At 51.4% G+C, this 24,925-nt stretch carries 18 protein-coding genes, 1 other RNA gene and 1 pseudogene; 19 read left to right on the forward strand and 1 reads right to left on the reverse strand.

Annotated features, from left to right (window positions below; all coding sequences use genetic code 11):
• Positions 1–7 precede the first annotated feature (7 nt).
• The 19 genes and pseudogenes from ACQY69_RS11425 (at position 8) to ACQY69_RS11515 (ending at position 23,824) form a co-directional block, all read left to right on the forward strand.
• A complete protein-coding gene (locus ACQY69_RS11425; RefSeq protein WP_428260645.1) occupies positions 8–655 on the forward strand; it encodes a single-stranded DNA-binding protein in 648 nt (215 codons plus the stop codon).
• A gap of 127 nt (positions 656–782) precedes the next feature.
• On the forward strand, positions 783–2,822 hold the full coding sequence (locus tag ACQY69_RS11430; RefSeq protein WP_428260646.1) for a GtrA family protein: 2,040 nt from the start codon (positions 783–785) through the stop codon (positions 2,820–2,822).
• Positions 2,823–2,931: 109 nt separating this feature from the next.
• Complete coding sequence (locus ACQY69_RS11435; RefSeq protein WP_428260647.1) at positions 2,932–4,449, forward strand: LCP family protein; 1,518 nt, start codon at positions 2,932–2,934, stop codon at positions 4,447–4,449.
• A 20-nt stretch (positions 4,450–4,469) separates the two neighbouring features.
• Positions 4,470–5,555 carry a D-alanine--D-alanine ligase family protein gene (locus ACQY69_RS11440; protein ID WP_428260648.1) on the forward strand — a complete coding sequence of 362 codons (1,086 nt, stop codon included), beginning with the start codon at positions 4,470–4,472 and terminating at the stop codon, positions 5,553–5,555.
• A gap of 37 nt (positions 5,556–5,592) precedes the next feature.
• Positions 5,593–7,323 (forward strand): annotated as a pseudogene (thrS, locus tag ACQY69_RS11445) (threonine--tRNA ligase); the annotation flags it as partial.
• Between the two features lie 46 nt (positions 7,324–7,369).
• Positions 7,370–8,617 carry a signal peptide peptidase SppA gene (gene sppA, locus ACQY69_RS11450; RefSeq protein WP_428260649.1) on the forward strand — a complete coding sequence of 416 codons (1,248 nt, stop codon included), beginning with the start codon at positions 7,370–7,372 and terminating at the stop codon, positions 8,615–8,617.
• 928 nt (positions 8,618–9,545) lie between these two features.
• Positions 9,546–10,631, forward strand: coding sequence for an ABC transporter substrate binding protein (locus ACQY69_RS11455; RefSeq protein WP_428260650.1), 1,086 nt, complete (start codon positions 9,546–9,548; stop codon positions 10,629–10,631).
• An 85-nt stretch (positions 10,632–10,716) separates the two neighbouring features.
• Positions 10,717–11,649, forward strand: coding sequence for an ABC transporter permease (locus tag ACQY69_RS11460; protein WP_428260651.1), 933 nt, complete (start codon positions 10,717–10,719; stop codon positions 11,647–11,649).
• A complete protein-coding gene (locus ACQY69_RS11465; RefSeq protein WP_428260652.1) occupies positions 11,642–12,415 on the forward strand; it encodes an ABC transporter ATP-binding protein in 774 nt (257 codons plus the stop codon). Before ACQY69_RS11460 ends, ACQY69_RS11465 begins: the two co-directional genes overlap by 8 nt.
• 242 nt (positions 12,416–12,657) lie before the next feature.
• Entirely contained in the window at positions 12,658–13,374 is a 717-nt protein-coding gene (locus ACQY69_RS11470) for a site-2 protease family protein (protein WP_428260653.1), read from the forward strand.
• A gap of 19 nt (positions 13,375–13,393) precedes the next feature.
• Positions 13,394–15,610 carry an ATP-dependent helicase gene (locus ACQY69_RS11475; protein ID WP_428260654.1) on the forward strand — a complete coding sequence of 739 codons (2,217 nt, stop codon included), beginning with the start codon at positions 13,394–13,396 and terminating at the stop codon, positions 15,608–15,610.
• A 30-nt stretch (positions 15,611–15,640) separates the two neighbouring features.
• A complete protein-coding gene (gene ligA / locus ACQY69_RS11480; RefSeq protein ID WP_428260655.1) occupies positions 15,641–17,590 on the forward strand; it encodes an NAD-dependent DNA ligase LigA in 1,950 nt (649 codons plus the stop codon).
• Between the two features lie 5 nt (positions 17,591–17,595).
• Positions 17,596–18,594: an AIR synthase family protein gene (locus ACQY69_RS11485; RefSeq protein ID WP_428260656.1), complete on the forward strand. Its 999-nt coding sequence runs from the start codon at positions 17,596–17,598 to the stop codon at positions 18,592–18,594.
• Positions 18,595–18,690: 96 nt separating this feature from the next.
• Positions 18,691–18,790: signal recognition particle sRNA small type (ffs, locus tag ACQY69_RS11490), an RNA gene on the forward strand.
• A 76-nt stretch (positions 18,791–18,866) separates the two neighbouring features.
• The gene (gene dnaX / locus ACQY69_RS11495) at positions 18,867–20,492 is read left to right on the forward strand and encodes a DNA polymerase III subunit gamma/tau (RefSeq protein WP_428260657.1); all 1,626 of its coding nucleotides are present in this window, start codon (positions 18,867–18,869) and stop codon (positions 20,490–20,492) included.
• Between the two features lie 52 nt (positions 20,493–20,544).
• The gene (locus tag ACQY69_RS11500; protein WP_428260658.1) at positions 20,545–20,898 is read left to right on the forward strand and encodes a YbaB/EbfC family nucleoid-associated protein; all 354 of its coding nucleotides are present in this window, start codon (positions 20,545–20,547) and stop codon (positions 20,896–20,898) included.
• Between the two features lie 4 nt (positions 20,899–20,902).
• Positions 20,903–21,502, forward strand: coding sequence for a recombination mediator RecR (gene recR, locus ACQY69_RS11505; RefSeq protein WP_428260659.1), 600 nt, complete (start codon positions 20,903–20,905; stop codon positions 21,500–21,502).
• A gap of 121 nt (positions 21,503–21,623) precedes the next feature.
• The gene (locus tag ACQY69_RS11510) at positions 21,624–21,935 is read left to right on the forward strand and encodes a pro-sigmaK processing inhibitor BofA family protein (protein WP_428260660.1); all 312 of its coding nucleotides are present in this window, start codon (positions 21,624–21,626) and stop codon (positions 21,933–21,935) included.
• Positions 21,936–22,141: 206 nt separating this feature from the next.
• On the forward strand, positions 22,142–23,824 hold the full coding sequence (locus ACQY69_RS11515) for an APC family permease (RefSeq protein WP_428260661.1): 1,683 nt from the start codon (positions 22,142–22,144) through the stop codon (positions 23,822–23,824).
• A 67-nt stretch (positions 23,825–23,891) separates the two neighbouring features.
• Here ACQY69_RS11515 and ACQY69_RS11520 read toward each other — a convergent pair whose 3' ends face one another.
• Positions 23,892–24,815, reverse strand: coding sequence for an NAD(P)/FAD-dependent oxidoreductase (locus tag ACQY69_RS11520; RefSeq protein ID WP_428260662.1), 924 nt, complete (start codon positions 24,813–24,815; stop codon positions 23,892–23,894).
• Positions 24,816–24,925 lie beyond the last annotated feature (110 nt).

Below are 24,925 nucleotides of genomic sequence, written 5' to 3' on the forward strand. Positions count from 1 at the left end.
TTTTTTGATGGAAAAGTTAACTGATGGAAACGTCGCATACCTGTCGGGTAAGGTCCTTTCTGAGCCGGCCTTCAATCACAAGACATACGGGGAAGCATTTTATATGGTCTTGCTGGGAATACTCAGAAGAAGCGGCTATGAAGACAGGATAAGGCTGATAATTTCGGAGAAGCTCCTGGGCGGTCGTTCTCCCAGAATAGGAGAAGGGTTGGAGGTGGCCGGCCAGGTACGGACATACAACAAAGAGGTGGACGGCAGGAGCAAGCTGGAGGTGACGGTCTTCGTCAGGAACATGGAGTATTGTAGGGAAAATGAGCCTGTATACGAGAATCACGTGGCGATAGAAGGATTCATATGCAAGCCGCCGGTACGCAGGACATCGCCCCTGGGAAGGGAGATATGCGATCTGATGATAGCAGTCAACAGGATGTATAACAAATCCGATTACATACCCACTATCGCATGGGGAAGGAATGCTGTTTACAGTGGAAAGCTGCAGGTAGGAAATAAGGTGTATGTGGAAGGCAGGATACAAAGCCGGGAATACAGGAAATATACCAACGAAGGAGAAGCGATAACCAAGACGGCATACGAAGTGTCGGTAGTGACTATGGAAAAGGTGATACAGCACAGATGCGGAGCCGAAGGGGAATGAAGGGGTATAGATCATCCAAAACCTTGATTTTAAATGGTGCAGGATATATAATAAAGAGTCATGTGTTCGCAGGGAAGAGGCCGGGAAAAGCCGGCAGCATTCTGAAATGAACAGGACGTGGACAGATATGAGGAAGATCATAGACGAAAAATTTGCCCGTTTTGTTTCGGTAGGCATCGTCAATACTGTGTTCGGAACAGCGGTGATGTTTTGCCTGTACAATCTGGCGGGATGCTCTTACTGGATCTCATCGGCGGCCAACTACGTTTTGGGAAGTATTTTGAGCTATATCCTCAACAGGAAATTTACGTTCAGACATCGGGGAAGCGTGGTAAGAAGCGGTATCAGGTTTACCGTCAACATAGCCCTGTGTTATTTCATAGCCTACGGGACGGCGAAACCGGCTGTGCTGTGGCTCATGGGCGAGGGGCCGGTGAATGTCAGGGAAAATGTCGCAATGGCAGCGGGCATGTGTATATTTACAGTACTGAATTACCTGGGGCAGAGGTTTTTCGTGTTTGGAGGCAGGAAGATGGATTATAGAGAATCGTATGAAAAGTGGGTAAACAGCCCTTATCTGGACGATGAAGAAAAGCGTCGGCTGGCTGATATGTCAGAGGACGAGATATACGACGCCTTTTACAGGAGGCTCAGCTTTGGAACGGCAGGGATGAGAGGCATCATGGGACCGGGGACCAACAGGATAAATAAATATACCATCAGAATGGCCGCCAGAGGGATGGCGGAGCTGCTGGGACCCGGGAAAAAGGTGGCTATTGCCTATGACACGCGGAACAATTCGAGATATTTTGCGGGGGAAGCAGCTAAAGTGCTGGCTGCTGCCGGGATAACAGCGCTGCTTTTCGACAGGTATTCGCCGGTACCGCTGCTGTCCTTCGCCGTAAGAGAGCTGAAGTGTGATGGCGGCATAGTGATAACTGCCAGTCATAATCTGCCGGCATATAACGGATTCAAGGTATACGATGAAACGGGATGCCAGCTTTGCAGCAGTCTTGCAGCCAAGATCGCGGAAAGCGTGGAGAATTTCCGCGATGAGCTGGATATAGATGTGGCTGAGGCCGACGATGATAATATACAGTCTATTGGGCAGGATGTGGTGGACAGGTTCATGGCGGCTGTACAGACTTTGAAGGTAGCGGTGGATGACTCCGCGGAAAAAAATCTGAAGATAGTGTACACACCGCTCCACGGTTCAGGCAGGGAATATGTCTTACAGACCCTGAAACGGGCGGGGTTCGATGATGTGGTGCTGGTAAAGGAGCAGGCTGATTATAACGGCGATTTCCCTACTGTCAGGAAACCTAATCCGGAGGAGACGGAAGTTTTCGATATAGCCGAAGGGATAGCGATGGACAGCGGAGCCGATATAGTGATAGGGACCGATCCGGACAGCGACAGGCTGGGAGCCGGAGTGAGACATCGCGGGGAGATCGTGTATTTGTCGGGAAATCAGACGGGGGCGCTGCTGGCGGATTTCCTCGGACAGATGCGCCCTTCGTCGGGGAAGACGCTGATAACGTCCATCGTCACCGGAGATATGGGGCCGGATGTGGCCGCCAGCTATGGCGTGGATACCATCAGGACATTCACCGGATTCAAGGATCTGGCGGCTGAGATGAATAAACTGGATGAAGATAAGATATTTATGGCATACGAGGAGAGCTACGGTTATCTGGCAGGGACCCATATCAGAGATAAAGACGGCATATCCACTTCCATGCTCATGTGTCAGATGGCGGCTTATTGGAAAGCTCAGGGAAAGACACTGATAGATGTGTTGGACATGCTCTATGAAAAGCATGGCCATTATATAGACGAGCAGATCTCCTTCGTATTGGAAGGAGCGGCAGGAGCCGAGAGGATCGCCGCTATAATGGAGAGACTCAGAAACGGCGGGAAAGAAATTTTTGCTGATATTGCTGATACAGACAGGCTGCTCGATTACAGCAGGGATGCTCACGGACTGGCGGAAGCCAATGTGTTGAAATACGTGTTCAAAAATGGTTCGTGGCTGGCCGCCAGACCATCGGGAACAGAACCGAAGATAAAGTTCTACTACTGTATAAAGGGAGATGACAGGAAAAAGGCAGAGGATCTTCATGCCGGTCTCAAGGGCAAAGTAGAAGAAATAGTGAAAGACGCATAGAACGCAGAAGAGGAATCTTCACATAACTTTCAGGGCCAAAACGCCTGCATTTGTTGATTTACTGGCATTCTGTTGGTATAATGGTCTGTAATGTGAAAGGAGCATGTCAATGAGTGATGACGGCAGCAGAAAGAATTACGGCAGCACATCAGGAAACGGACGAAGCGGAAACGACGAACAGCGTGCCAGAGAGCAGGCATATCGTGAATATTTAAGATTGAGAGAAAACAGTAACGGCAGCAGAGGACATTACGTCAAAGACGATACGTTGTATGGAGCTTATTTCCCATCATCAGGTACGTCGGGGCGGAGCGGGGGATCCAGGAGCGGACAAGCCCAGACTCCGTCCGGAAACAGCGGCCGTGAGACTGAAGCTTACAGGAGCGGTAGCTCCATAGACGATACACCTTACGGCAATTCGGAAATGCGGAAGCGAAGAAAGCTGGACGAGCTGGCGAAACAGCAGTATATGGAAGAGCGGGCCAGCGCCCGCCAGGGAATAGCCAAGCAGGGAAGGAAAAACAGAGATGACGCGGATGATGGGCCTGAGATGGATGGAAAGCAGTCAGGCAAAGGCGGAAGCGGCGGCAGGAAGGGCAGGAAGAACGGACGCGGTCTGAAAATCGCGCTTGTCGTGCTCCTGATCCTGGTCATCGGCGTGGGAGGTGTTATCGCTGCCGGGCTCTCGGTAGTGAAGAATACCCTTGACAACGTAGGACGTGTGGAGCTGGATCCCGATATGATAGGGATAAACCCTCAGGTGGATTCAGAGCTGAGAAATTACAGGAACATAGCCCTCATAGGTATCGACGCCAGGGATATGTCCAATGACGAGGGGGTGCGAAGCGACGCCATAATCGTCGCCAGCCTCAATAAGGAGACAGGGGAGATCAAGATGTTCTCCGTTTACAGAGATACCATGCTGGATCTTGGGGATGACGTGGGACTGGATAAAGTTACCCATTCATATTATTATGGCGGGCCAACGAAGGTTCTCTATGCCCTCAATAAGAATCTGGATCTCAATGTAAAAGAAGTCGTCATCGTCAACTGGAAATCCGTCGCGGATACTGTCGATGCACTGGGAGGTCTTGACATAGAGATCCAGGAATCCGAGATAGACGAGATGAATAAGTATATAGAGGATACGTACAACAATATAGGCGGCTCTAACGAAAAGATAGAGTCGGCAGGGATGCAGACTCTCAACGGGAATCAGGCTGTTACATATGCCAGGATCAGAAAGGATGCCGCGACAGGAGATTTCAGGAGAAACGAAAGAATGAAGATCGTTGTGCAGGCAGCCTTCGAGAAGGCGAAGACCATGAAGCTGAGTACGCTGCGTAAGATAACCAACGACATACTTCCGGATATAAAGACTAATATGTCGTCAGCCGATATGATGGGAATGATGATGGATATCACATCCTATAAAATGACTGACAGCGTGGGATGGCCGTATGAGCACAGCGACTGGAGCGAAGGAGCATATTACAATATCCCGGTGACTTTATCGGAAAATGTCAGCAGGCTCCACGAGGAGTTCTTTGCCCAGGACGGATATGAGCCGACGCAGGATGTGCAGAGCATAAGCGAGAATATCTCCTGGAGAACAGGATATTATTGATACAGAGAAAGGTGATGTATATGACTGACAGGATCTCGGTGGCAGTGCTGTTCGGAGGCGTATCGTCGGAGCATGAGATTTCATGTATATCGGCGGCTTCCGTACTCAACCACATAGACAGAGACAGATATGACATAAGTACCATAGGCATTACTAAAGAGGGGAACTGGTTTTTGACGGGTTCCCCTGTTGCTAATATCGGTGACGGCTCGTGGGAAAAGGATGACAGCAACAGGCGTGCCTTCATCGCGCCCGACAGGAGCGTGGGAGGGATCATGGCGGAGACAGGAGACGGACGCTTCGAGATATTGAAGGTGGATGTGGTACTGCCGATGCTCCATGGCAGGAACGGAGAAGACGGGACCATACAGGGACTTTTTCAGATAGCCGGGATCCCATTCGTCGGATCGGGGACCGCCGCGTCGGCGGCGTCTATGGATAAAGTGATGACAAAGGCTATCATAAACCAGAGCGGTGTCGTAGCTCAGGCCGGATGCTGCGTTTCCTACAGGAATGTTTATGAGAGTGATCGGCCTGCGGAAACAGAGAGGATAAGGGAGTTTTTCAAAAATACTTTTCCGCTGTTCGTGAAACCTGCCAACGCCGGTTCGTCGGTGGGAATAACGAAGGTCAAGAAAGAGGAAGATCTTCCGGCGGCCCTGGAGCTGGCCTTTTGTGAGGATGACAAGGTATTGGTGGAGGAGGCCATAAAGGGCCGTGAGATAGAGGTGGCTGTACTGGGCAACGACAGCCCTCAGGCGTCGTGTATCGGGGAGATATTCGCGGCCAATGAGTTTTATGATTACAACGCCAAGTACGAGAACAGCATGTCCAGGACAGCAATAGTGAGGGATCTGCCGCCTGAAAAGGAGGAGGAGATACGCAGCAAGGCTGTGAAGGTCTATGAGACCATGGGCTGTGCCGGAATGGCGCGCGTAGATTTTTTCCTGGAGGAAAGCGGCCGCGTGGTCCTCAATGAACTCAATACCCTTCCGGGATTCACCAGCATCAGTATGTATCCCAAGCTGTGGGAAGAGTCGGGACTGCCTTACGATAAACTGATAGACGAACTGATAACGCTGGCGCTTGAGAAAGGCGACAGATAAGGATAAAAGAGGAGAGGAAAAAATGGCAAAGGAGAAGATAAACTTTGAAGATGAGCAGGTGAGACTGCGCTACAGACATACTACGTCGCACATAATGGCTCAGGCCGTGAAGAAGCTCTGGCCTGACACCAAGCTGGCCATAGGACCGGCTATCGAGAACGGCTTCTATTACGATTTCGATATGGAGCATAAGCTCAACGATCAGGACCTTCTGAAGATACAGAAGGAGATGAAGAAGATAATCCAGGCCAATTATCCGCTGGAGAGATTTGAGCTGCCCAGAGAGGAAGCGATAAAGTTCATGGCTGACAAGGGCGAAGACTACAAGGTGGAGCTGATAGAAGACCTGCCGGAGGATGAAGTCATATCCTTCTACAGGCAGGGAGATTTCGTGGATCTCTGCGCGGGGCCTCACATGGACAGGACGGGTCAGATAAAGGCCGTCAAGCTCCAGAGCGTGGCGGGAGCCTACTGGAGAGGCGATTCGGACAGGCAGATGCTTCAGAGGATATACGGCACCTGTTTCCCTAGCCAGCAGGAACTGGATGAATATCTGGAAAGGCTGGAGGAAGCCAAGAAGCGGGACCACAGGAAGATAGGCAAGGAGATGGATCTCTTCGCCCTCTATGAAGAGGGACCGGGATTCCCGTTCTTTATGCCTAATGGTATGATAATCAGAAATGAACTGGAGAACTTCTGGAAGACGGAGCACAGGAAAAGGGGATATCAGGAGATAAAGACACCTCTCATCCTCAACGAGCAGCTCTGGAGGACATCAGGACACTGGGATCACTACAAGGATAATATGTACTTCACAAAGATAGACGGTGAAGATTACGCTATAAAGCCGATGAATTGTCCGGGTTCGGTACTGGTCTACAAACGGAAGATGTGGTCATACAGAGAGCTTCCCGTAAGACTGGGTGAGCTGGGTCAGGTCCACAGACACGAGCTGTCGGGGGCGCTCCACGGACTGATGAGAGTAAGGACCTTCACTCAGGATGACTCGCACATCTTCATGCTGCCGGAGCAGATAAAGGATGAGGTCATCGGCGTCGTGAAGTTCATCGATGACGTCTATAAGATGTTCGGCTTCACGTATCACATCGAGCTTTCCACGAGACCTGACGATTCCATGGGTACCGACGAGGAATGGGAAAGGGCGGAGACAGCCCTGAGGGAAGCCATGGAGTCAATAGGCGTTCCGTACGTGATAAATGAAGGCGACGGCGCCTTCTACGGCCCTAAGCTGGATTTCCATCTGGAGGATTCTCTGGGAAGGACATGGCAGTGCGGTACCATACAGCTGGATATGCAGATGCCGCAGCGCTTCGACTTGACATACGTAGGTCCTGATGGGGAAAAGCACAGACCTGTCATGATACACAGAGTCATCTTCGGTTCCATTGAGAGATTCATAGGTATACTGATAGAGCACTTCGCTGGGAAATTCCCGCTGTGGCTGGCTCCCGTACAGGTGAAGCTGCTGACGGTGACGGAGAAATTCTCCGACTACGCGCTGAAGATAGCGAAGCAGTTTGAGGAGGCAGGTATCAGGGCTGAAGCTGATATAAGGAACGAGAAGATAGGATACAAGCTGAGAGAGGCCAGGAACGCCAGAACTCCTTACATCTGCGTGATAGGCGAGCGTGAAGTGGAAGCCGGGAATCTGACAGTGCGTTCCAGCAAGGAAGGAGAGCTGGGCGAGATGCTGCCGGAAGAACTGCAGGCCAGGATGTTGAAGGAGATAGCCGACAAGAGCATATGAGAAATGCCGGCGGTGATCGGAATCGGATACGGAGATACAGTTGCAGATGAATAACGGAAATTTTGACGATAGAAACAGGATAACGGGAGACGGCGGGCCGGAAAATCAGGAGACGCCTAGAGCCAGAGACGTGTGGCATAAAAAGCTGTATGGTGCGGAGGGCCGGGGAAAGACCGGCGGCGCCGGGCAGGCTGCTTCCGAAAAGGATGTTGCCGGGCAGGCTGCCACCGGACAAACCGGGTATGCAGGCGGCAGCGCGGGGAGCGGTCAGACCGTTGGAGGGACGGTATATTACGGCGGCGCTCCTACAGGTATTACGGGCGGCAAGAAGACCATGCTCATATTGGCATGTATCCTGGCGGGACTCATACTGCTAGGCATCTTATCCGTGCTGGTGAGAGGTGATTCCGGCCAGTACGGCGCCGGAGAGCTGAGCGGAGCTGCTGATGTTAGCGGTGATCACATAGGTGTCCTCTACGTGGAAGGTACCATAAGCGAGGACAGCGGTACTTACAGCCAGGCGTACGCTATGGATGCGGTCCAGGGGATGATGGACAACAACGATAACAGAGGGCTTATGCTTTTTGTCAATACCCCGGGAGGCGGCGTCTATGAAAGCGATGAACTCCACCTCAAAATACGGGAATATCAGGAGACCACAGGTCGTCCCGTGTACGCTTACTTCGCATCTCAGGCTACATCGGGAGGCTATTATATCTCGGCTTCGGCCGACAAGATCGTGGCCAACAGGAACTGCTGGACAGGCTCCATAGGTGTGACCATCGGAACACTGTATGATATCTCGGGTCTTCTGGAACGGTACGGGATACAGACCGAGACCATAACATCGGGTGCCAACAAGGCCATGGGAGATATCACAGCGCCTATGACGGCGGAACAGAGGACCATCTTCCAGTCTCTCGTGGATGAATCCTACGCCCAGTTCGTATCCATCGTAGCTGACGGCAGAGGATTGAGTGAGGAGTACGTCAGGTCCATATCGGACGGAAGGATATACACGGCTCAGCAGGCTCAGCAGATAGATCTGGTAGACGATGTGGTGGATACCTATGAGGACGCCGTAGAGGATATGGTATACGAATACGGCCTTGAGGACTGCGATATCCGGGAATTTCAATATGTGCCGGAGACCAGTCTGTTCTCCGGACTGATACAGAGCGTAGACAGATTGTCGGAAGCCCTGGCAGGCAGCAGCGATATAAGCGCGCTGGAGAGCCTCATGGAAGACAGCGGTCAGGTGGAGCTGCAGTACATGTGCCAGGACCTGCGATAGCGGCAGACAGCACCTATACAGAGCGATTAACAGGAGCGCTTACCGATTTTTCGGGGCGCTCCTGTTAGTATACGGGAAGAAAAAAGAGGGGCGCTGCCGGATTTTACGGAATCTTTTAAAATCCGGCAGCCCTGACACGAGTTCTTGCCGCATTTTCGATTTAGTTCGATTTTTCGGCAAGCCTGACATGATTCTGTGCCGGATTTTCTTTTATGGAACGAAATTCGGCGCGGTCTTCGCTTAATCATCTGCATTTATTAGAAATATAATACATATATATAAAAATATCACAATAAATAGAGGCGCATTTCTCGGAAGATCCGTTTTTTCTATGTTTTGCTTGCCGGATTTTTTCATTGCAGCGAAAATCCGGCACGAATGCGTGTTGGAGTTGCCGGAAATCGCAGGTTTTTCTAAAATCCGGCAAGGGTGCGTGCAAAGGACCGGGATGACGACCGGGTCAAGGGAAACGCTGGCGGCAGAGATCCGGGAGGAGACAGAGACCCGGGAACCCAGAGACCCGGGAAGCGATGAAAACCCTTGACTGTCCGCCACAATGGTGATAGTATATTAACATATTGTGATACTTTAAACCGATGACGAGGAAGTAAAACCGGGAGACGGTTTCGCAGAGAGTCCGGGATGGTGGGAGCCGGACAGACGCAGTTCCGGTAAATGGGCCTCCGAGGGCGAGGTGAAAGGAGACGTGCAGGCCGTGCGGATATGAAAAGCGCAGACGGCCGCAACCGCTGCAGAGAGGAGCGGCGGGAATGAAGGTCTTCCAGTAGCTGAGACGTGATGCCGACGTGACGGGCAGGGAGTGTGACTGCACTCCGCAGAGAGAACGCATTTCGCGTTAAACAAGGTGGCACCGCAGGTTTACGCCTGTCCTTGAATGAGGACGGGCTTTTTTTATGAGCTGGAAGCCATGAAAACAGGGGACGACGGGAGAGGTCGCAAGATAACGAGAGAAGATGGAAGGAGGAAGCGGGCAGAGAAGTCCGCGGGAAGAAGAAAAATGAAGAGAAAGAGTTTCGCGATACTGGCGGTATTACTGATGATGACTACGCTGTTGCTGACTGGCTGCGGAGGTTCCGGAGGCGGCGATTCCGACACGGTCAAGATAGGGCTGGTCCAGTTGGTGGAACACACATCCCTTGACCAGATAAGGGAATCCATCATAGCGCAGCTTGAGGAAGAAGGATATGTAGATGGGGAAAATATCGAGATAGATTATCAGAACGCTCAGAACGAGCAGTCCAACCTGAAGACCATCTGTCAGGGCTTCGTGGCCGATGACGTGGATGTCATCGTGGCCATAACCACACCGGCAGCTCAGGTAGCCATGGGTGAGACCGATGAGATACCTATCGTGTTCTCCGCGGTGACGGATCCTGTGGCTGCGGAGGTCGTTGAGGACATGGAGCATCCCGGCGGAAACATCACGGGAACATCCGATGTGATATCGGTGGAGAGGATAATGGAACTGGCTCAGGAGATAACACCGGGATTCGAGACAGTAGGCGTTCTGTACAATTCCAGCGAGACCAATTCAGTAGCCACCATCGACAAGCTGAAGGAATATGCCGCCGATAACTCCATCGAAGTGGTGGACTCGGCCATAACAAGCGCCAATGAGATACAGACTGCGGCCCAGAATCTGGCGCAGAAATGTGACATAGTGTTCTCGCCGACCGACAACACGGTGGCGTCGGCCATAGCGACGGCCAATGAAGTGTTCATCGACGCAGGTATCCCTTTCTATGTAGGAGCTGACTCGATGGTCAAGGATGGGGCATTCGCTACCTACGGAGTCGATTATGACTATCTGGGAAGAGAGACGGCCGACATGGTCATAGAGATACTCAATGGCGCCGACCCCGCGGAGATGCCTGTAAGGACCATGGAGGAACTGGCAATATACGTCAACAGCCAGACTGCTGATGAGCTGGGTATAGAGATACCGCAGGATGTGCTGGATCAGGCGACGGATCTTGCCAAGGAAGACCTGTAAGACTGCAGGGGTGCGGCCACGCATGCCGCAAGTCGGCTGCAGGGCCATGACCCGATAAATTAATCTGTAAAGGAAGTTATGTAAAATGTTAGTGATAATATTGCTTGAAGCGCTGGAGCTGGGACTGATATATTCCATACTGGCTCTGGGTGTGTTCCTGTCCTTCAGGACACTCAATACTCCTGACCTTACGGTAGACGGCAGCATCGTTACAGGTGCTGCTATTTCCGCTGTCATGTGTACCGCAGCAGCAGGGATGACGCCTGTCATGCAGGTGCTGATGTGCGTGGCGGGACTGATCCTGTCCTTTATCTTCGGCATGGGTGCCGGAGCTATAACAGCGCTTCTCAACACTAAATTGAAGATACAGCCGCTGCTGGCAGGCATACTGGTCATGTTGGGGATATATTCCATAAATCTGCGGATCCAGGGAAAGGCCAATATCAACCTCAACAGCGTACCGACCCTCTACGGAATGGTGGAGGATGCGATGAACGGCTTTCAGTGGAGCTCCATCGTCTTCGGCGTAGTGATAACGGCCATCATCATCGTCCTGATGTATGGGTTCCTGAAGACGCGAAAGGGATTTGCCCTCAGAGCCACGGGAGACAACGAGGAGATGGTCAGAGCTTACGGAATAAGCAGCGACAACATGAAACTGTTGGGACTCTCCGTTTCTAACGGGCTTGTGGGACTGGCAGGCGGCATGCTGGCCCAGTACCAGGGATATTCCGACGTGGGGATGGGCACGGGAATGGTAGTCATCGGTCTGGCGTCGGTCATCATAGGTGAGGTTATCTTCGGCACCAGGAGCCTCATGAGACGGCTCATCGCCGTCGCCCTGGGAGCTGTGGTATACAGGATGGTCATAGGCGTGGCGCTGTACATCGGTATGCCGCCTACGGACCTGAAGCTGGTATCGGCAGTCATCGTGACCATAGCCCTTGCCATGGGAATGATGGGAGGAAGCTTCTCTCTGAGGAAGAAGAAAGCCAGGGGAGGTGCGGACAATGCTTAAGATAGAGAACCTGACAAAGATATTCGGGAAAGGGACCATCAATGAGATGGTGGCCCTTGACGGAGTGGATTTCCATGCGGAGCCGGGCGATTTCGTGACCATAATAGGAAGCAACGGAGCCGGTAAGTCTACGCTGATGAATTCCATAGCGGGAGTTTTCCCGGTGGACAGCGGCACCATAGTTCTCAACGGCAAGGATATATCCGGACTGCCTGAGCACAAGAGGGCCAGGATGATAGGCCGGGTATTCCAGGATCCTCTCAAGGGGACTGCCTTCGATATGACCATAGAGGAAAACCTGTCCATCGCCTATAACAAGACGAGAAAGCGGGGGTTCCAGGCCGGCATAAACAAGAGCGACAGAGAGCTTTTCAAGGAAAAGCTGGAGCTGCTGGGAATGGGACTTGAGAACAGGATGAAGGAAAAGGTAAGGCTCCTTTCCGGCGGACAGAGACAGGCGCTGACGTTGTTCATGGCTGTCATCTCAGAGCCTGAGCTGCTGCTTCTGGATGAACATACGGCGGCCCTGGATCCATCAGCGGCCAGAAAGGTTTTGGAGCTGACCGACTACTTCGCCGGCAATGGCAGGATGTGTACTATGATGATCACCCACAATATGAAGGCGGCTCTCGAACACGGCAACAGGACCATACTTATGCAGGATGGAAAGATAAAGCTGGATATCAGCGGTCAGGAACGGGACAGGATGACTGTGGAGAAGCTGATAGAAAAATTCGAGATAGACAACGACAGGATGCTGCTGTAAAGGCCGGAATGGCCCGGGGCGCTGCCTGCCGGAGAGGGAGGCTTCGAAGGCTGGAGGAAGTGATGCTGCCGTGTCGGTGAAGAACCGATGCGGCGGCATTTTTACGATGACGACGACCACATTATCACCACAGAGATATGGTAAAATACTTCATAGTCTTTTTGCTGTCATTTTATCATGATAAATGATATACTATAGAAACGACAGCTATCTTTTGATCTAAGAATGGAGGTATCGTACGGTTGAGACGTAATTTTGACATCACATTTGTCATACTGATAGTGATATTGGCCCTCAGCGCTTTCAGGCACGGGGACTTTGCTGATCCTATGGACTGGCTGATGAGTGAGCTGATGATGCTGCCGGGCATAATAATCGGTTTGGCTTTCCACGAGTTCGCTCATGCCAAGGTGGCATACAAGCTGGGAGATCCGACGCCGAAGATGCAGGGCAGGGTGACTATAAACCCTCTGGCTCATATCGATCCGGTAGGGCTGGCAGCACTGCTGTTCGTCGGCTTTGGATGGGGCGTTCCGGTGCAGATAAACCCATCTAATTTCAGGCACAGGAGGCGTGATGAGCTGATGGTGGCGCTGGCCGGTGTGACCATGAACCTGATAATCGCCATCGTCTTTGCCATCATCGCCAAGGTACTGTATATGACGGCAGGGGCTGTTTTCCTGTCCAGCGGCGTGGGCAGCATATTGTGGCTCATGATAATGTACGTGATACAGATAAACCTGGTGCTCATGATATTCAATCTGATACCGTGTCCGCCTCTCGATGGATTTTCCATCATATCGGAGATATTCAACATCAAGCATACGGAATTTTACTGGACCCTGTACAGATACGGCAACTGGATATTGATAGCGCTCATCATATTCGGCATAACAGGCATGATAATTTCACCGTGTGTACAGTTCTTCATGAGTGTGCTGAACAACTTTATATTTTAGATGACGAGGAAAGGACGATATGGATTATCTGAGCAAACTGAACAGAGAACAGAAGGAAGCGGCTATGTACACTGAGGGGCCGCTCCTTATTTTGGCGGGAGCGGGCAGCGGCAAGACAAGTACCATGACCCACCGCATCGCTTACATGATAGATGAGAAGGGCGTAGACCCATACAATATACTGGCTGTGACATTCACCAACAAGGCAGCCAGAGAGATGAGGGACAGGGTGGAAGCGCTGGTAGGCCATGGTCTGCCATCCTGGATACTTACCTTTCATTCGGCGTGTCTCAGGATACTGAGAGCCCATGCGGAGGTACTGGGGTACGGCAGGGATTTTACTGTCTATGACCCTACCGATCAAAAGACGCTGGTGAAGAATATAATAAAAGAGCTTGGGATAGACGGGAAGCGATTCACTCCGTCTTATTTTCTGGGCATTATCAGCAAGTGCAAGGAACAGCGTATCACGTGGCAGGAATACCCGAGGGTATACGGAGACGATATCAAAGCAGAGATGGCGGGTAAGGTCTACGCTGCTTATGAGAAGACGTTAAAGAAGAACAACGCCATGGATTTCGATGACCTGCTGCTGAATGCCGTACGGCTCTTCGAGCAGGACGAGGCGGTTTTGCTGGAATACCAGAACAGATTCAGATACATAATGGTGGACGAGTATCAGGATACCAACAGGATACAGTACCTGTTCATAAAGATGCTGGCGGAAGCGCACAATAACATATGCGTCGTAGGCGATGACGATCAGTGCATATATCAGTGGAGAGGCGCTGATATACGGAATATCCTTGAATTCGAGAAGGACTTCAAAGGAGTCAAGACCATAAAGCTGGAGCAGAACTACAGATCCACGTCTACGATACTGGACGCGGCTCACTCGGTCATATCCAATAACAGAGGAAGAAAAGCCAAGAAGCTGTGGACCGACAAGGAGCCGGGAAACAAGATAATATACTACAGAGCCGATGACGAACGGGATGAGGCGTACTTTGTGGCCGGCGAGATAAACAGGATGAAGTCGTCAGACAGAAAGTACAGCGACTTCGCTATCCTCTACAGGACGAATTCACAGTCCAGGACCTTCGAGGAGGCTCTGTCCAGGCGGGACATCCCTTACCGGGTGCTGGGAGGACTGAGGTATTACGACAGGAAAGAGATAAAGGATATCATGTGCTACCTCCGATTGATACAGAACAAGTCCGACGATCTGGCCCTGGCCAGGATAATAAACGAGCCTAAGCGAGGTATAGGGGGAAAGACACTGGACAAGCTCAGATCGCTGGCTTCTGTAAGAGGCGAGAGCCTTTTCGATACGCTGACGGACAGGGAGGTCACGTCGTCCTTTTCCTCAAAGGTATCGGCCAACATCGAGAGCTTTGTGGATATGGTAGAGTCATACAGTGCCGAAAAGGACAACATGAAGATATCGGATCTGTACGACGGAGTGCTGGTGAAATCAGGTTATCTGAGGGCTCTGGAGGAACAAAGCGCGGCGGGACAGGCCATGCTGGAGGCTGAGAGCCGCATGGAAAACCTGATGGAGTTCAAATCGGTCATATACGATTATGAGGAGGAAGACCCTAACATTTCCCTTTCGGAGTTCATGGAAAGGATAGCGTTGCTGGCGGAAGTAGATAATCATGACGCCGGTGAGAATGCGGTGGTGATGATGACTATGCACAGCGCCAAGGGCCTGGAATTCCCATTCGTATTCATGCCGGGCATGGAGGATGGTCTTTTCCCGGGATGGAGAGCCTTTGACAGACCGGAAGGACTGGAGGAGGAGCGGCGTCTCTGTTACGTGGGGATAACCAGAGCAAAGGAGCGGCTGTGGCTCACCAGCGCCCAGCAGCGGACCATTTATGGTAAGACCGACTATACCAGGGAGTCTCAATTTCTGCGTGAGCTGGATAAAAAGCTGCTGGAGGGAGACGCTATATACGAGAAGAAAAAGACGGACGCAGGTCGCGGGGCCTTTACCGATGGCATTACGAAAAGCAAATCGCTGAAGCCTTTCGATCAGTTGAAATATGCAAGACAACAGACGAAGAAAAACGTCGAGGCCCTTTCGTCGGATCTCGCGCCGGGGGATGCGGTCTCCCACCCTAAGTTCGGGGAGGGGCAGGTGATATCCTGCGATGGAAAAATCGTCGCGGTGAAATTCGGAGATGAGACGAAAAAGCTGGCGCTGGGGTTCGCTCCCCTCAAAAAGCTGTGATGACAGTGTGCCGGAGAGAGGTGTATTGCTATGGATGATAAGCGAAAGCTGATGGAGGAAAAGGTAGCCTTTTTGAACAGGGCGGCCGAAGCGTATTATCAGCGGGATGAGGAGATAATATCCAATCTGGAGTACGACAGGCTCTACGACCAGCTTCAGGCTCTGGAAAAGGAGACGGGCATCGTCCTGTCAGGCAGTCCAACCGTCAGGGTAGGATACGAGGTGGTGAGCGGACTGCCTAAGGAGCGGCATCCGTCGCCGATGCTGTCCCTGGATAAGACCAAGGATGTGACGGCGCTGAAGGACTGGCTGGGCGATAAGGCTGGCCTCCTTTCGTGGAAGCTGGACGGGCTCACTATCGTTATGTCCTATGAAGGCGGCAAGCTGACCAAGGCTGTCACCCGCGGCGACGGTATCACAGGAGAGGTCATCACTAACAACGCCAGGGTATTCGAAAATATACCTCTTACGATCCCCGAGAAGGGCCCGGTGACGGTGAGAGGTGAAGCAGTAATCAGCTACCGGGATTTTGAGAAGATCAATGAAACTATAGGCGATGCGGATGCCAGGTATAAGAATCCCCGCAATCTCTGCAGCGGCACCGTGAGACAGCTCAACAACGAGATAACCGCCGGAAGGCACGTCAAGTTCTACGCCTTTTCTCTGGCGGAAGGAAAGGACGCTCAGTTCAGACACCAGCAGTTTCAATGGATGAAAGAGCAGGGCTTTGAAACGGTGGAGTACGTGAAGGTCAACGCCGATACGGTGGAAGAGGCAGTGAACGGTTTCCAGGAGAGGATAGGGGCCTTCCCGCTGCCTTCCGATGGTTTGGTTCTTACCTTCGACGATATAGAATACGGCAGATCCCTGGGCGCGACGGCCAAATTCCCCAGGGATTCCATCGCTTTCAAGTGGAAGGACGAGATGAGGGAGACGACCCTCAGGGAGATACTGTGGAACGTATCCAGGACAGGGCTCATCAATCCCATCGCCATATTCGAACCGGTGGAGCTGGAAGGGACCACCGTCAGCAGAGCTTCGGTCCACAATCTGAGCATCGTGAAGGAGCTGGCGCTGGGAGAAGGGGATGAGATAAGGGTATACAAGGCCAACATGATAATCCCTCAGGTGGCGGAAAATCTGACCAGGAGCGGCACGGCTCAGCCGCCGGACAAATGTCCCGTATGCGGCAGCGATACGGTGATAGAGGACGACAACGGTGTGGAGACTCTCCATTGTCCAAATCCGGAATGTCCGGCCAAGAGGATAAAAGCTTTCACACATTTTGTCAGCAGGAATGCAATGAACATAGAAGGATTGTCGGAAGCGACGCTGGAACGCCTGGTGGACGAGGGGATGGTGCGGGAATTCGCGGATCTGTTCGATTTGGGCAAATGGCGGGATCGTATCGTCACGATGGAGGGGTTTGGAGAGAAGTCTTTCGACAACCTGACGGCTGCTGCTGAAAAGGCCAGCCATACTACGCCCGCAAGGCTTCTGTTCGGATTGGGGATACCTAATATCGGAGTGGCCAATGCCAGGATGATAGCCAGGGAATGCGGTGACGACTGGGACAGGATATGCAGCCTCACTGAGGAGGAGCTGACGGCCATAGACGGGATAGGAGCTGTGATGGCCAGTGGCTATGTGAAATTTTTCCACGATGGAGAAAAACTGAAGCTGCTGTCTCACCTGATGCCGAAGCTGGAGCTGGTGAAAGAGAGCGACGAGGGCAGGAGCGACCAGCTTGCCGGACTGACCTTCGTCATAACCGGTAAGGTGGAGCATTTCGATAACCGGGACGCACTGAAAGCCGCTGTGGAAAAGGCCGGAGGAAAGACCTCCTCGGCGGTCAGCAGTAAGACCGATTATCTGATAAACAACGATATATTCTCCGGGTCTTCCAAGAACAGGAAAGCCAAGGAGCTGGGGATACCGATAATCACAGAAGAAGAATTTTTGAAAATGATAGAGGGTTGATATTTATGCTGAAGACAGGAAAACTGGACAGCGATCTGTTGAAGAAGCTGGTATTCGATAAGATAACTTATAGAAGCGACGATGTGAAGGTGAGACCGGGAATAGGTGAGGATTGCGCTGTGGTGGATTTTGAGAAGTATGACTGTGTTATGTCTACCGATCCCATTACAGCAGCCGTCAACGATATCGGCAGGCTTTCCATACATATAACGTGTAATGATATAGCTTCCAATGGAGTTCAGCCTCTGGGCATCATGCTGGCAGTGATGCTGCCGGAGGGGACGACGGAAGATGATGTGGAGCATATCATGGGGCAGGCCGCCGAGACGGCCGGACGTCTGGGAGTGGAGGTCATCGGAGGTCATACGGAGATCACGCCCGCTGTCAATCAGCCTGTGATAGTGTCGACAGCCATCGGCAAGACTCTGGCAGGCCATTCCCAGAGCGGCGACGATATGGTGCCTGGCGACTACATAATGATAAGCAAATCCATCGGCTTGGAGGGAAGCGGGATCATCGCCTGCGACCATGAGAAAAAGCTGATGGATGTACTGACAGAAGAGGAGCTGGCGCGCGCCAAATCATTCCTCGATATGGTCAGTGTCGTACCGGAAGGTGTAGTGGCCGGGAAGGTAGGGACTCACGGTATGCACGACATAACAGAAGGCGGTGTCATGGGGGCTGTCTGGGAGATGTGTCAGATCTCTCATAAGGGAGCCCGGGTGTGGTCGGATGAGATACCTGTAGAGCCGGAGACAGAGAAGATCTGCGATTTTTTCCATATCGATCCTACTCGCCTGATTTCCAGCGGCGCTATGGTCATAGTGACGCCAAAGGCGAAGAAAGAGGAGATGCTGGCCGCTATGGACGCGGCTGGGATAAAATGTACTATCATAGGCCAGGTGGAAGAGGAGAGCTTCGGCGTCATGGACAGTTCGGGAGACTGCCTGACTGAGATAGAACCACCATATGCGGATGAGATATATAAGGTGGTGGGGAAGTAGGCGCAGACTGGAATGAGCTACATACCCCTTGACGTGGCTTCTCAAACATAATATAATCATAGAGATAAATTGCCTTTTGATGGTTCCGCTCGCATGGTTTGGGTCCTGCGCAATAGGACGCCGTGAACCTTGTCAGGTCCGGAAGGAAGCAGCAATAAGCGGAAGCTCTTATGTGCCGCAGATAAGCCTTCTCCTACGCCTGCGGAGCTTTCAAAGGGCAATTTATATTTTGCCCGATTGGGCGGATGAAAGGTCGAAAGAAAGGATACCTGATGTACACAGCATTGTACAGAGCCTATCGTCCCGAAGTCTTCGACGAGATACTGGGACAGGAGCATATCGTAAAAATACTTAAAAATCAAATAGATTCAGACAGCACCAGTCACGCTTACCTGTTCTGCGGTACGAGAGGTACGGGGAAGACTACTACGGCCAGGATACTGGCCAAAGGCCTCAACTGCACGGCAGAGGAGGGGCAGAGACCATGCGGACACTGCAGTGTCTGCAATTCCATAAAGGAAGGGACGTATATCGATGTGATAGAGATAGATGCCGCTTCCAATAACGGGGTGGACAACATAAGGGAGCTGCGTGAAAGCGTCAAATATCCGCCTGCTGTGGGCCGGAAAAAGGTATATATCATAGACGAGGTCCACATGCTTTCTCCGGGGGCATTCAACGCCCTTCTTAAGACGTTGGAGGAACCACCCGGATATGTGGTCTTCATCCTGGCGACGACGGAGCCTCAGAAACTGCCAGCCACTATACTGTCCAGATGCATGAGGCTTGATTTCAAACGTGTGCCGGAAGCCGTGCTGATAAAGGGTATGGCCGAGATCTGCAGTAAACGTGAGATAGACGTGTCTGAAGACGCGCTGAGGATAATAGCGGCTAATGCCGATGGATCGGTCAGAGACGGACTCAGCATATTGGATCAGTGTATATCCGGCGGCGATACTCATGTGGGCGCTAAAGATGTATTGGAGTTTTTAGGAGCTTCCGGTGAGGAAATCTTCATAGAACTGACTGATATGGTGAGAAAAGGAAAGACTGCTGACGCTCTGGTGCTCGTAGACGAAGTCCTTTCTGACGGTAAAGATGTGAGACAGTTCATTCGTGACTGGGTGAATCATTATAGGAATTTACTGATGGCCAAGTTCATCAGGGACCCTCAGAATGTGATAAATATGTCTGTCGAGAATATAGAGAGGATAAGGAAACAGAGTGAGAGCATAGAGCTGGCGGATATAAACAGAGGGATATTGGAGCTGTCTAAAACCATGAGGGAAGCGAAATGGTCTACTCAGCCCAGGATCCTGCTGGAGCTGGCTGCAGTGACCATGTCTGCCGATGTCTACAGTATGCGCGGAGCGGAGGAACGGGCAGCACGCACTGCGGTGAAGGGACAGACAGTCTCAGATTCGTCAATGGGACCGGCAGCGACGGGAAAAGCGAGCGGCGAAGACCGAAACGCAGCTGATGGTGATGGAAAAAGCGCGGAAGGCGAGGAGCGCAGACCGGGACAGGACGCGGACAGCAGTCAGGAAAATACCGGGTATGATCAACAGCCCCGGTACGATTGCGATGCCCTGTGGAAGGCTGTCTTTGAGGATGGGGAGGCTGCCAAGGGGAGCTTCTATATAATAGGCAGCGGAGCGGCGTTGACAGATATCGGTCAGTATGAGTTTACGGTAACGGCTTCGTCGGAACATGTGAAAAGCCACGCCGAGAACAACAGACAATTGCTGGAGGACCTGATGGAAAAGCATACGGGAAAGCGCAGGACAATGAAGGTCGTCATGAAAGGTGAAAGCAGCGGATCCAAGAATGGCAGACAGGCGGAGGATATAGCCAGGGAAGCCGGGGATATCCTCGGGATAGATGTGGAAATAAGATGATCTAACGAAGGGCGGACTTTGAGCATGACCGCTGAAAGAAAGGAAACGAAATATGGGAAAAGGAATGAGAGCAGGGAAAAAACCGAAAGCGCCGGGCATGGGGAATATGCAGAAGCAGATGCAGCAGATGCAGGCTATGCAGCGCAAGATGGATGAGCTTCAGGCGGAGATAAACGAGATGGAAGCGACGGCTTCATCGGGAGGAGGCGCTGTTACGGTGACCGTAACAGGAAAGAAAGAGATAAAGGATATCGTCATAAAGCCGGAAGTCGTAGACCCTGAAGATATAGAGATGCTGCAGGATCTGATAATGGTAGCGGCAAACGAGGCGCTGAGACAGATGGAAGAGATCTCCCAGAACGAAATGAATAAACTGACGGCTGGGCTGGGCATACCGGGACTGTAGAAATATGAAATACTATGCGAAACCGCTGAACCGTCTGATAAACGAGTTGGCCAAGCTGCCCGGTATAGGGGGAAAGACAGCTCAAAGGCTGGCATTTCATATCCTGTCCATGGATGATAAGTCGGCCATGGAGCTGGCAGAGGCTATAAGCGACGCGAAAAGGTCAATGACATACTGTTCGGTATGCGGGAACCTGACCGATATGGATCCGTGTGCCATATGTGCTGATGAAAGCCGCGATAAGAGCGTCATCTGCGTGGTGGAAAGCCCAAAGGATGTAGTGGCCATGGAGAAGATAAGGGAGTACAGAGGATATTACCATGTGCTTCACGGAGCGATATCTCCTATGGACGGCATAGGTCCCGATGACATCAATCTCAAGAGCCTTATCATGCGTCTTCAGGACGAAGATGTAAAAGAGCTTATTATCGCTACCAATCCTAACATTGAAGGAGAAGCTACCGCTATGTATATAGCCAGGCTCATCAAGCCTTCCGGGATAAAGGTCACAAGGATAGCTCACGGGATACCGGTGGGAGGAGATCTGGAATACGCAGATGAAGTGACACTGCTGAAGGCTATGGAAGGGCGGCGGGAGCTGTAAGCCGGTACGGTCGCCCGGGATTTTCCGAAGGCTGCTGTAATAGAACGCCCGATTTGAGAATATATTTAAGAGACGAGAACTGTCGTCTCTTATTTTTTTACCATGTGGGGAATGACGTTTTTTGACGCTGACGCAAGGCAGCTGGATGATGGAGGATATGATGGACGTGGGAATGGAAGCCGGAATATTTCTGGCGTATGCGGCGGGGATAGCGCTGATATTCTTTTTCGGGAAAATGCTTGTCATTCCTGCCAGGTTCATGCTGAAGCTGCTGCTCAACGGAGCAGCGGGCGGAGCATTGCTGGTGATCTTGAATTTTTTTGGCGGCGCGATCGGTATCACGGTGCCTGTGAATCTCATCACGGCTTTTGCGGCAGGAGCTTTGGGTCTCCCGGGAATAGCGGCTCTCGTGGTATATTTCTTTTTCTGGTAAATATCGAAATGAAATATCCTGATCAGGAAATTTCGTGAAATACCGGTTAAACTTTCCGAATATTTAAGGAAAAAACAATTTTTAGGAAAAAAATTAACGGAGTTGCTGTATTTTTTTTTATAGTCTAAAAGTAATGAAACTTTTCGCTTGGATGATATAATATCTCACGTAATTATCGCGTTCATTGTATTGCTAGGAGGTAAAAAATGAGTCAGCAGGGGAGTAGACAAGCTGTTGAGACTCAAGATCATGGCTTGAAAAAGCACGACATAAAGGTCTCGACAGTAGTTTTCATGATTTTCTGTCTGGTGGCTGCAGGGTGTTACGGCATAGAGGAAATGATTCCAGAGTGCGGTCCCGGGCTTACGATAATCATGCTTTGTGTATTACCTTTCGTATGGGGACTGCCATTTGGGCTGGTGGCTTCAGAGCTGGGGTCGGTAAGACCGCAGGAAGGTGGATATTATAAATGGGTGCAGGAGGCTCTCGGAGAATTCTGGGGCTTCCAGGCAGGATGGTGGAGAACTATTTCCATATATATCGACAATACACTTTATGTAATACTGGCAGGCGGATATGCTGCATCTCAGTGGGATCTGGGAGGTGTCGCGGAGTTTGCCATCAAGGCGTTGATGATAATTGTCTTCACATATATCAACGTGAGAGGTGTGAAAGATGTGGGGATAGTGAGCACGATACTTTCCATACTGGTAATGGTCGCTTTCGGGATGGTCGCTGTGTGCGGTTTCATGAACTGGGGCGAAGGGACAGATATTTCATTCCAGATAACGGCCTACGAGGCAAATGGTATCGGCGACTGGTTCTTCTTCATTGCCGGAGGCATTTCCATAGGGATGTGGATGTATTCGGGATATGAGTCCATGTCCACCATAGCGGGGGAAGTGGCGAATCCACAGGTCATACCTAAGGGAACGCTGATAACGATACCTCTCATCATGGCTGTATACATTTTCCCTACAGTAGCCGGACTCGGTTCCATGGGACAGTGGGAGAATTGGGGTACCGAAGCCGGCATGGTAGGATATGCGGACGTGTGCGAGATGTTCTGGGGACCGGCGATGGGTGTCTTCTTCGTAGTAGTCGCCATACTGGCACAGTGCTCGATATATAATACATATATAGCCTCTGGTTCCAGAGGGTTCTTCTCGTTGGCCGATGACCATCTGGCTCCGCCGATACTGGTCAGGTGCGATAAGAAGCACGGTGTTCCGTACATATCGGTGCTTTCTGTAGGTATCGTCAATCTGATACTCTGTATGCTGCCGTTCGGATTCATTATCGTACTGGATGTATGCCTGCTGGTCGCATCATATATAATGGTATACATCTCGGCTATGATACTGAGAAAGCGAATACCGCAGGATGAATATAAATTCAGGATACCGGGAGGGTTCGGTTTCCTGGCGCTGATATGCATCGTTCCTATATGTGTGGCCATATTCGCGTTTTTCATCAACGGCTCCGACTATTATCTGGGTGGAATGGTAGGTATCCTGACAGGTCCGATCCTCTATACTATATGGAGAAAAAGGTATGGCGGGCTCACGAAGAAGGATCCTACGGCATTCCCGTCCAATCCGAAAACAGGCCTGGCTGTGGGAGACACGAAAAGGATGTCATTCCTCTTCCTGCTCATGACCATCATGAATGTGGTCGCCTGTGTGTTCATGCCGTGGTACGAAGGCTGGGGAACAGCGGACTCGTGGGGTTCGGGAGACTATTTCGATGGTATCCTGGAAAAATTTGATGTAAATGTGATAGTGAATGTCATCGGGACCGGGCTTTATATACTCACGGCTGTGTGCGCGGTAGCGTGTATAGTATTGTTCCTGGTATCGAGGAAAGTGGAAACAGCAAAAGAAAATTAGAACTTGGATAAGATATAAGCGATATTACGAATCAAGACCGTCGTTCCGATTAAAGGAAACGGCGGTTTCATTTTTCGAGGAATTTCACGGCGTTGGCTGCGGCAGAGGCTCCGTCAGCCGCGGCTGTTACCAGTTGCCTCAGCTCTTTTGTCCTGCAATCTCCCGCGGCGAAGACGCCTGGTGTCTTTGTCATGCATGATTCGCCTGCGATGATGTAGCCGCAGCTGTCCATGTCTGCCAGGTGGGCGAAGGGCGTGTTTTGCGGTATTTGGCCTATAGCTATGAAAAGTCCCTGTATCCGGAGAATACGGATCGAACCTTCGCCGGCGATATGCCCGGAGGATATCTCGATGCTGTCGAGGCGATCTTTCCCACGAAGATCCCTGATCTCAGTGTCGAGAAGGGCAACTATGTTGCTGGTGCTGCCGACCCTCTTGACGAGAGCGGCTTCCCCTGAAAAGCTGTTCCGTCTGTGGATGAGGTAGACTTTTCTGCACAGGAGGGACAGATAGAGAGCCTCTTCCAGCGCAGTGCTTCCTCCTCCTGCCACGGCTACGTCCCTGGCTTTGTAAAAGGCTCCGTCGCAGGTAGCGCAGTACGATATTCCACGGCCTGTAAATGATTCTTCGCCCGGAAGACCCAGTTTCCGGTTTTTCGTACCGACTGCTATGATGAGAGAACGACCGGTATAGACACTGATTTTCCCGCGAACAGTAAAGAGCCCGTCTTCATATGCTGCTGATAAGATCTCGTCACTGGCTTTTTCAACATCCAGCGATTCGATCTGCCGGAAGAGATCGGCAGCAAAAGTATGGCCTTTGGGCGAAATGAGTCCTGGATAATTCTCGATCTCCGGCGTGGATATTATCTGCCCGCCGAAGACGCTGCGTTCTATTATCAACACTTTTTTCCCGGAACGGCAGCCGTATATGGCAGCAGTCATGCCAGCGGTTCCGCCTCCGATTATGACGATATCGTAGACCTTTTTCAAAAAAATACCTCCAAAGCGGCAACAATGTTGTTGGCGTTTTCTGTATAAGTTTGCGAAATAATTAACAGGGCCCCAATCAGGTGAAAAACCAACGAATAGAGCAATTTTCA

Origin of the sequence: Gallibacter sp. Marseille-QA0791 (genome assembly GCF_965119705.1) — a bacterium.
Taxonomy (GTDB): Bacteria; Bacillota; Clostridia; order Peptostreptococcales; family Anaerovoracaceae; genus Lentihominibacter; species Lentihominibacter excrementipullorum.